The sequence below is a fragment of the Pseudomonas sp. genome (assembly GCF_040514055.1).
Lineage (GTDB): Bacteria > Pseudomonadota > Gammaproteobacteria > Pseudomonadales > Pseudomonadaceae > Aquipseudomonas.
Genome location: NZ_JBEVDL010000065.1, coordinates 22,998 through 29,765 on the forward strand (window position 1 = coordinate 22,998; position 6,768 = coordinate 29,765).

At 65.3% G+C, this 6,768-nt stretch carries 5 protein-coding genes; 2 read left to right on the top strand and 3 right to left on the bottom strand.

Translation table 11 applies throughout. The features are described 5' to 3' along the window. Positions 1 to 3: 3 nt before the first annotated feature. Together ABWY06_RS16425 and ABWY06_RS16430 are read right to left on the bottom strand one after the other, a co-directional pair. Positions 4 to 1,971 (bottom strand): AAA family ATPase, encoded by a 1,968-nt coding sequence (locus ABWY06_RS16425; protein ID WP_353926642.1) that lies wholly within the window; start codon positions 1,969 to 1,971, stop codon positions 4 to 6. Between the two features lie 304 nt (positions 1,972 to 2,275). Next, complete coding sequence (locus ABWY06_RS16430; protein WP_353926643.1) at positions 2,276 to 2,419, bottom strand: hypothetical protein; 144 nt, start codon at positions 2,417 to 2,419, stop codon at positions 2,276 to 2,278. A 226-nt stretch (positions 2,420 to 2,645) separates the two neighbouring features. Between ABWY06_RS16430 and ABWY06_RS16435 the strand changes: the two genes are divergently transcribed. Both ABWY06_RS16435 and ABWY06_RS16440 read left to right on the top strand, forming a co-directional pair. After that, complete coding sequence (locus ABWY06_RS16435) at positions 2,646 to 3,497, top strand: CAP domain-containing protein (protein ID WP_353926644.1); 852 nt, start codon at positions 2,646 to 2,648, stop codon at positions 3,495 to 3,497. Positions 3,498 to 3,701: 204 nt separating this feature from the next. Then, positions 3,702 to 3,893, top strand: coding sequence for a CsbD family protein (locus tag ABWY06_RS16440; protein ID WP_353926645.1), 192 nt, complete (start codon positions 3,702 to 3,704; stop codon positions 3,891 to 3,893). Between the two features lie 373 nt (positions 3,894 to 4,266). On the opposite strand, the gene ABWY06_RS16445 is transcribed toward ABWY06_RS16440, so the two are convergent. Continuing rightward, positions 4,267 to 6,276 (bottom strand): peptidase U32 family protein, encoded by a 2,010-nt coding sequence (locus ABWY06_RS16445; protein WP_353926646.1) that lies wholly within the window; start codon positions 6,274 to 6,276, stop codon positions 4,267 to 4,269. Between the last annotated feature and the right edge of the window lie 492 nt (positions 6,277 to 6,768).

The following is a 6,768-nucleotide window of genomic DNA, read 5'->3' on the forward strand; positions in this document are numbered from 1 at the left end:
ACCTCAGGCCATGCCCGGCCCCGGAGGGGCGTCGGGTTCCTCCAGGTTGGCGAGGTCGAACAGCGGGTCCAGGCCGTCGTAGGCGCTGCTGGCCACGCGTTCCAGATGGCGGCTATGGCCTGGGCGCCAGTGATTCTGTTCGGCCGCTGTACTCAGCAAGGCGGTCACGGCCTCGACCACGGCGTCGCCGGGCACGGTCTCTTCGGCCAGCAGCCGCTCGCTGATGCGATCCAGCGCCGGTTTGAGGCGTTGCAGCAGGGTCATGCAGTCGCGGCTCAATTGCTGCAGCAGGTTGTCCGCCGCCTGCAGCGCTTCGCGCGGGTCGCTGTCCAGGTGGGCATCGCGCACCGCCTGCAGGCTCAGCAGCGAACCGCTGGGGCCCATGCCCAGGGAGCCGACCATCGACAGGGCCAGTTTGCTGGCCTCGTGCAGGTCCTGGCCGGCCCCGGAGGACACTTCGTTGAAATACAGCTGCTCGGCGGCGCGACCGGCCAGTAGCATCTGGATGCGCGCGCGCAGCTCGGATTCCAGGTGCAGGCGTTTGTCCTCCAACGGCGTTACCAGGGTCACGCCCAGGGCTTGGCCGCGTGGCAGGATGGTGACCTTCTCCACCCGGCCGCAGTTCAGCGCGGCGGCGATAATGGCGTGGCCGGCCTCGTGCACGGCGATGCGGCTGCGGTCGGTCTCCGACAGCGCGCTGGCGCCCACCGGTTGCTCGCCGATGCGGCAGGTTTCCAGGGCGTCGACGAAGTGCCGCATGGTCACCTGAACCTGCTGGGTGCGGGCGGCGAGCAGGGCGGCATGGTTGACGATATAGGCGATGGCCGCCGGGGTCAGGCCCACACTGTTACGGGCCAGCTGGGCGTGGTCGACCGCGCCGCAGGCGGTGATCTTTTCGGCATAGAGGCGAAACAGCTGCTCGCGCTCGGACAGGCTCGGCAGGCCGACGCAGATGCTGCGGTCGAAACGCCCCTCGCGCACCAGGGCCGGGTCCAGGGAGTTGGGGAAGTTGGTGGCGCCGAGCACTAACACGCCGGTATCGGCGCTGAAGCCGTCGAGCTCGGTGAGGAACTGGTTGACGATGCGGTTGCCCTCGCCATCGCTGGAGCGGGTCTGCTCGCTGCGCCGGCCGATGCCGTCGATCTCGTCGATAAAGATGATGCAGGGCGCGTGTTTGCGCGCGGTGCGAAACAGCGACTTGACCTTGTGGATGCCGACGCCGTAGTACATCGAGGAAAAATCGCTGCCGCTGACCTGAATAAAATGCGCCTCGCACTCGGTGGCCAGGGCCTTGGCCAACTGAGTCTTGCCGGTGCCGGGGTCGCCGGTCAGCAACACGCCCTTGGGCGGTCGGGCGCCCAGCGCCGCGAAGGCCGCCGGGTCGCGCAGGTAGGCGGTGACGTCCTGCAGCGCCAGCTTGGCTTCGCCGGCGCCTATCACATCGGCGAAACGCACACCGGTGCCTTTTTTCAGCAGCTGCACCGGGCGCAGTTTCCAGGCTGCCACACCCAGGCCGAGCAGAATCAGCAGCCACAGCGGCCAGTTCCGCTTCAGCGGTTGGTACCAGGGTAGCTCGCCATCGGTGTCGAACAGGGTGACCGGGAACAGGGTGGCGCCAGCACGGCTGTAGTCGCGCAGGATCATTTCGCCGATCCGCCCCGACTGGTCCGCCAGCCAGTAGCGCTGGCCGTCAAGGGTCGAGACGTACACCGCGGTCTGGCTCAGCGCGGCGCTGGCGATGCGACTGCCGCGCATGTCGCTGACCAGGGCCGACAGGTCGCGGCGCTGGGCGGTCCAGGGCGCGGTGGACTGCTCGAGCTCCTGCAGCATTCGGGAGGCGGCATCGCCTTGGGGAGCCGCTACGGGCGGCTGCGAATACCAGTAGGCCGTGCCCGCCGCGGCCAGCAGGGCCAGGCTCAGGGAGGCGGCACCGAGGGCACGGCGGTAACGAGCGAATAACGATTTTTTCATGACGATCCCGGAAGACGCGGACAACCAACGACACCCGGATACCGGGCGGGCCAGGCGGCAAAGAGACTCCGCTCGCGAGAACCACCGGAGACCGGCATTGCCTCGGCACGCGAGTGGATTATCTGTGCGGGCGGCACAAGGTTAAGCGTTCCAAGACGAACGGAATCTCCGTTGGTCGGTAGCTGGGAACTAAGGGGACTACAAAATCAGGCCGTTTGTACCCATTTGCAGCAGGTAAGGGGAGTTGCGCGCCCTCCGGGGCTCGAACGAGCGCAGTGTCATCGCGTTGGCGTTTGGGGCGGATCTACATCGGCCCTGGGTCGGGGATGGGCGCGGGCAGCGGTGCCTGTTTCTCCAGGTTTTCCACCACCTCGTCGGGCAGTGGCGTGAGGGGTGCCTGCTGGTTTTTCGATTCAGGCTCATTAAGGGTGTTGTCGGGGTCGCTCATGGCAATTACCTCCAAAACGGTGCCGGTACCTAGGTATGGGCTCCCCACCGCCGGGCAAGTTCCCTCGGCTTGGCTGGAGGGCGTCTTGTTTGACCACCACCAAGGCTGTGGCGTATGGCAACGGGCGGATCAGCTGCCGGTCTTTTGTGGAAAACCTCGTCGCCTTTTGCCCCGCGCGGACGCGCAATCGCGCATCATAAGGGCAATCGAGTTCCGGGAGCTGTCCATGCGCATCAGGTCAATAATGCTGTGTTTCACCTCCTTGTCGCTGTGGCTGAGCCTGAGCCCCATGGCCAGTGCCGCCGATGAGGCGCAGCTGATTCAGTCGCTGAATGTTTACCGCAGCCAGGCCCAGCGTTGCGTGGACCAGGCGTACGCCGAGCTGCCGCCGCTGGTGCCTGACCCGCGCCTGGTTCTGCCGGTCGAGGGGGTGGGGGATCTGCAGCAGGCGCTGAGTCGCGCCGCGTACCCGATGGTCAACGTTCAGGCCATCCGGCTGTCCGGGCCACGGGATGCGCAGGCGGCCATGGCCGTGCTGCGCGAGAGTTTCTGCAAGGTGGTGCTGGATCCGCAGTTCGTCGACGTCGGGGTCAGCCGTGTGGACCGCGACTGGCGCATTGTGCTGGCGCGCCAGATGCTAGGTGGCGGCCTGGGCGACGGGGCTGCGGAGGGGCAGAAACTGCTGGCGCTGATCAATGTACTGCGCGGGCAGCCACGCCAGTGTGGTAGCCAGTCCTTTGCCGCAGCGGCGCCGCTGGTGTGGAACGCCAGTCTGGCAAGCGTGGCCGACAGCCACAGCCGCGCCATGGCCAATGGCAACTACTTCGACCACCGCGACCGCGATGGCCACACACCCGGCGATCGCGCAGAAATCGCTGGCTACGCTGGCCCCCAAGTCGGGGAAAACATTGCCGCCGGGCGCGACAACGCGACCAAGGTGGTGGACGGCTGGCTGGCCAGCCCAGGGCATTGCGCCAATCTGATGAATCCGCAGTTCGGCGAATTGGGTGCGTCCTATGCGGTCGACCCGCGCAGCGATGCGGGCATCTACTGGACGGCGGTGTTTGGGCAGCCCTGAGAGCCGGGCGGCACAGGTCTTGCGAAAAACCAGAACAGGTAGGGTGGCCTCGGCGCGTGGTTAGCGTCAGCCCGGCGTGTGCCGCCCTGGTCAATCATGGCCAACCGCCACTGTTCGTGTGCCGACCCGCTCGTCAAAAAAAACCAAACGATTTCGGTGGGCTGGGCTCCATGTTCTGTATCCCATTTAAATCCGAGGTGTTACATGAGCAGCACAACCGACAAAATCAAAGGCCATACCAACGAAGCCATCGGTAAAGTGAAGGAAGGTCTTGGCAAGGCGACCGACAACCCGCGCCTGGAAGGCGAAGGTGATGCCCAGCAAGTGAAGGGCAAGGCCCAGCAGCTCAAGGGTGAAGTGAAAGACGCGATCAAAAGCGGTATCGACAAAGCCTGATCGGGTTAAGTCGTATCCAACCCGGCCATTCTTACCGATGGCCGGGTTTTTTATGCCCGCCTCTTGGCGGCGCCAAGGCACTTCGTGGGCGTGCCATCCCTTGGCTGATCGTTCCCAGGCTCCGTGTGGGAATGCCACCTTTGACGCGCTGCGTCCGGAGCTCCAGCAGTCGACCTTAACCAGCCGGCGTGGCAGCACAAGCATAAGTGATCGTTCCCACGCTCCGCGTGGGCATGCCGCCTGTTACGCGCTGCGTCACGGGGTCCAGCCGTCGATTTTTAACCAGGTCGCGTCTGAGCGGTTAAGGATACGTAGGGCGCTCTCGGCGCGTGGTTAGCGCCAGCCCCCGCACGCCATGCCGCGCGCGACAGGGCTAGTGGCTGTAGCCCGGCTTGTTGCGGATGGTCTTGCGCAGATCCTCCGGGGTGATATGGCCGACCACCTGGGTGGCGGCGCTGCCCGGCAAGGGCAGGCCGAGGATATTGCCCTTGATCTTGCCGATCACATGCATCTCGCACGGCTTGCAGTCGAACTTCAGGGTCAGCACCTCGTCGCCGTGGATCAGCTGCATCGGCGCGACCTTGGTGCGCACGCCGGTGACACCCTTGGCCTGTTTGGGGCACAGGTTGAAGGAGAAGCGCAGGCAGTGCTTGGTGATCATCACCGGTACTTCGCCCAGCTCTTCATGGGCCTCGTAGGCGGCATCGATCAACTTCACCCCATAACGGTGATAGAAATCGCGGGCTTTCTGGTTATAGACGTTGGCGAGAAACGACAGGTGCGCCTCCGGGTAGACCGGCGGCGGCACGCTGACCGCCTTGCGACCGCCCCGCGGGTGGGCCGCGACGCGAGCCTCGGTCAGCGCCTCGATGGCCTCGCGGCGCAACGACTTGAGCTGCGAGGCGGGGATAAAGTACGCCTGCGGCGCATCCAGCTCGACTGCCTCGGCGTGGTAAATAGTGGTGCCCAACTGGCCAAGCAGGTCGCGCAGTTGCTCCAGGGCCTGCTCGGGTTTGTTCGCCGCGCCGAAGGGGCCATTCAGGCTGACGCTGGCCTGAATACCTTCCTCGCTGGTGGCGGTCAGTTGCAGGCGATCCTCGCGCAGGGTGATCTTCCAGGCCAGGCCGATACGGCGCTCGGCCGAGGTTTTCTGCAGGGCCTGTTGCCAGTTGTGGTCGAGGTTGCGGTTTAGCGGGTGGTCGGGGCGCAGGCGGCTAAGGGCGGCCGGCATCTCGTTGGGCTCGATGCGGTAGCGCCAGCGTTTCTGGCCGTCGTCCTCGAACTCTTGCTTCAGCTCGGCGATATTGGCGCGAAAGCCCACCACCTCGCGCTTGACCTGCACGTTGAGGCCGTCGCCGTTGGACAGCGGCTCATGGGTCACGGCGATCAGGTCGCGTTTGCCGACCTTTTCCACCTGACCCACCAGCAGGCCGGTGAATGTCGGGGTGTCGAAGGCGCCGATGTCGATCTTGCGGTCGGTGACGAAGTAGTCGGTGCTGCCGCGGTGGAAGGTCTTGTCCGGGTCCGGCACGAAGAAGTGGTCGGTACGGCCGCTGGCGGCACGGGCCAGGTCCGGGCGCTCGGTGAGGATGCTGTCGAGGCGCTGGCGGTAGTAGGCGGTGATGTTCTTCACGTAGCCCATGTCCTTGTAGCGCCCCTCGATCTTGAACGAGCGCACGCCGGCGTCGACCAGGTCGCCGAGGTTGGCGCTCTGGTTGTTGTCCTTCATCGACAGCAGGTGTTTTTCGAAGGCCACCACGCGGCCCTGGTCATCCTTCAGGGTGTAGGGCAGGCGGCAGGCCTGGGAGCAATCGCCGCGGTTGGCGCTGCGACCGTTCTGCGCATGGGAAATATTGCACTGGCCGGAAAAGGCCACGCACAGGGCGCCGTGGATAAAGAACTCGATGGCGGCATCGGTCTGCTCGGCGATGGCGCGGATTTCCTGCAGGTTCAGCTCCCGCGCCAGCACCAGTTGGGAAAAGCCGGCGCGGTCGAGGAACTTGGCTCGCTCCAGGGTGCGGATATCGGTCTGGGTGCTGGCGTGCAGCTCGATGGGCGGAATGTCCAGCTCCATCACCCCCAGGTCCTGCACGATCAGCGCATCGACACCGGCCTGGTACAACTGATGGATCAGCGCGCGGGCCGGCTCCAGCTCGTCGTCATGCAGGATGGTGTTGAGGGTGACGAACACCCGCGCATGGAAGCGGTGGGCGAATTCCACCAACTGGGCGATCTCGCTCACCTCGTTGCAGGCATTGTGCCGTGCGCCGAAGCTCGGGCCACCGATGTACACGGCATCGGCGCCATGCAGGATGGCCTCGCGGGCGATATGCACATCGCGGGCGGGGCTGAGCAGTTCCAGATGGTGTTGGGGCAAGGACATGGCGGCTTCTTCTTTTTTATCGGGCGTGGCATGGCAAGCGCGCATTGTAGCGGGCGAGGCGGCGGGTGGCACCTCCAGGTGCCTAGTGGTTGGGAAACACGCGCCGGGCCTGCGAACGGCTCGTCATACCCGCGAAAGCGGGTATCCAGCGGCCACCACGCTGGGGGATAAGAACGTAGGGGGGAGGTGTTATCCATCCACCCCCGGCTTGGGCGCCAGACGTTGTGCGACAAGGGTCGCGGGGCCGCGCTCGGCCTACAAACACTCGTCATACCCGCGAAGGCGGGTATCCAGGGGCCAATACACTCGGAGGTAAGGCCGTAGGGGGTATTAACCATCCACCACCGGTTTGGGCGCCAGACGTTGCGCGACAAGGGTCGCGGGGCCGCGCTCGGCCTGCAAACACTCGTCATACCCGCGAAGGCGGGTATCCAGGGGCCAATACACTCGGAGGTAAGGCCGTAGGGGGTATTAACCATCCACCACCGGCTT

Coding starts and splice junctions, on each gene's coding strand:
- ABWY06_RS16435 (WP_353926644.1), top strand. CDS start 2,646: ATGCGCATCAGGTCAATAATGCTGTGTTTCACCTCCTTGTCGCTGTGG.
- ABWY06_RS16440 (WP_353926645.1), top strand. CDS start 3,702: ATGAGCAGCACAACCGACAAAATCAAAGGCCATACCAACGAAGCCATC.
- ABWY06_RS16445 (WP_353926646.1), bottom strand. CDS start 6,276: ATGTCCTTGCCCCAACACCATCTGGAACTGCTCAGCCCCGCCCGCGAT.
- ABWY06_RS16425 (WP_353926642.1), bottom strand. CDS start 1,971: ATGAAAAAATCGTTATTCGCTCGTTACCGCCGTGCCCTCGGTGCCGCC.
- ABWY06_RS16430 (WP_353926643.1), bottom strand. CDS start 2,419: ATGAGCGACCCCGACAACACCCTTAATGAGCCTGAATCGAAAAACCAG.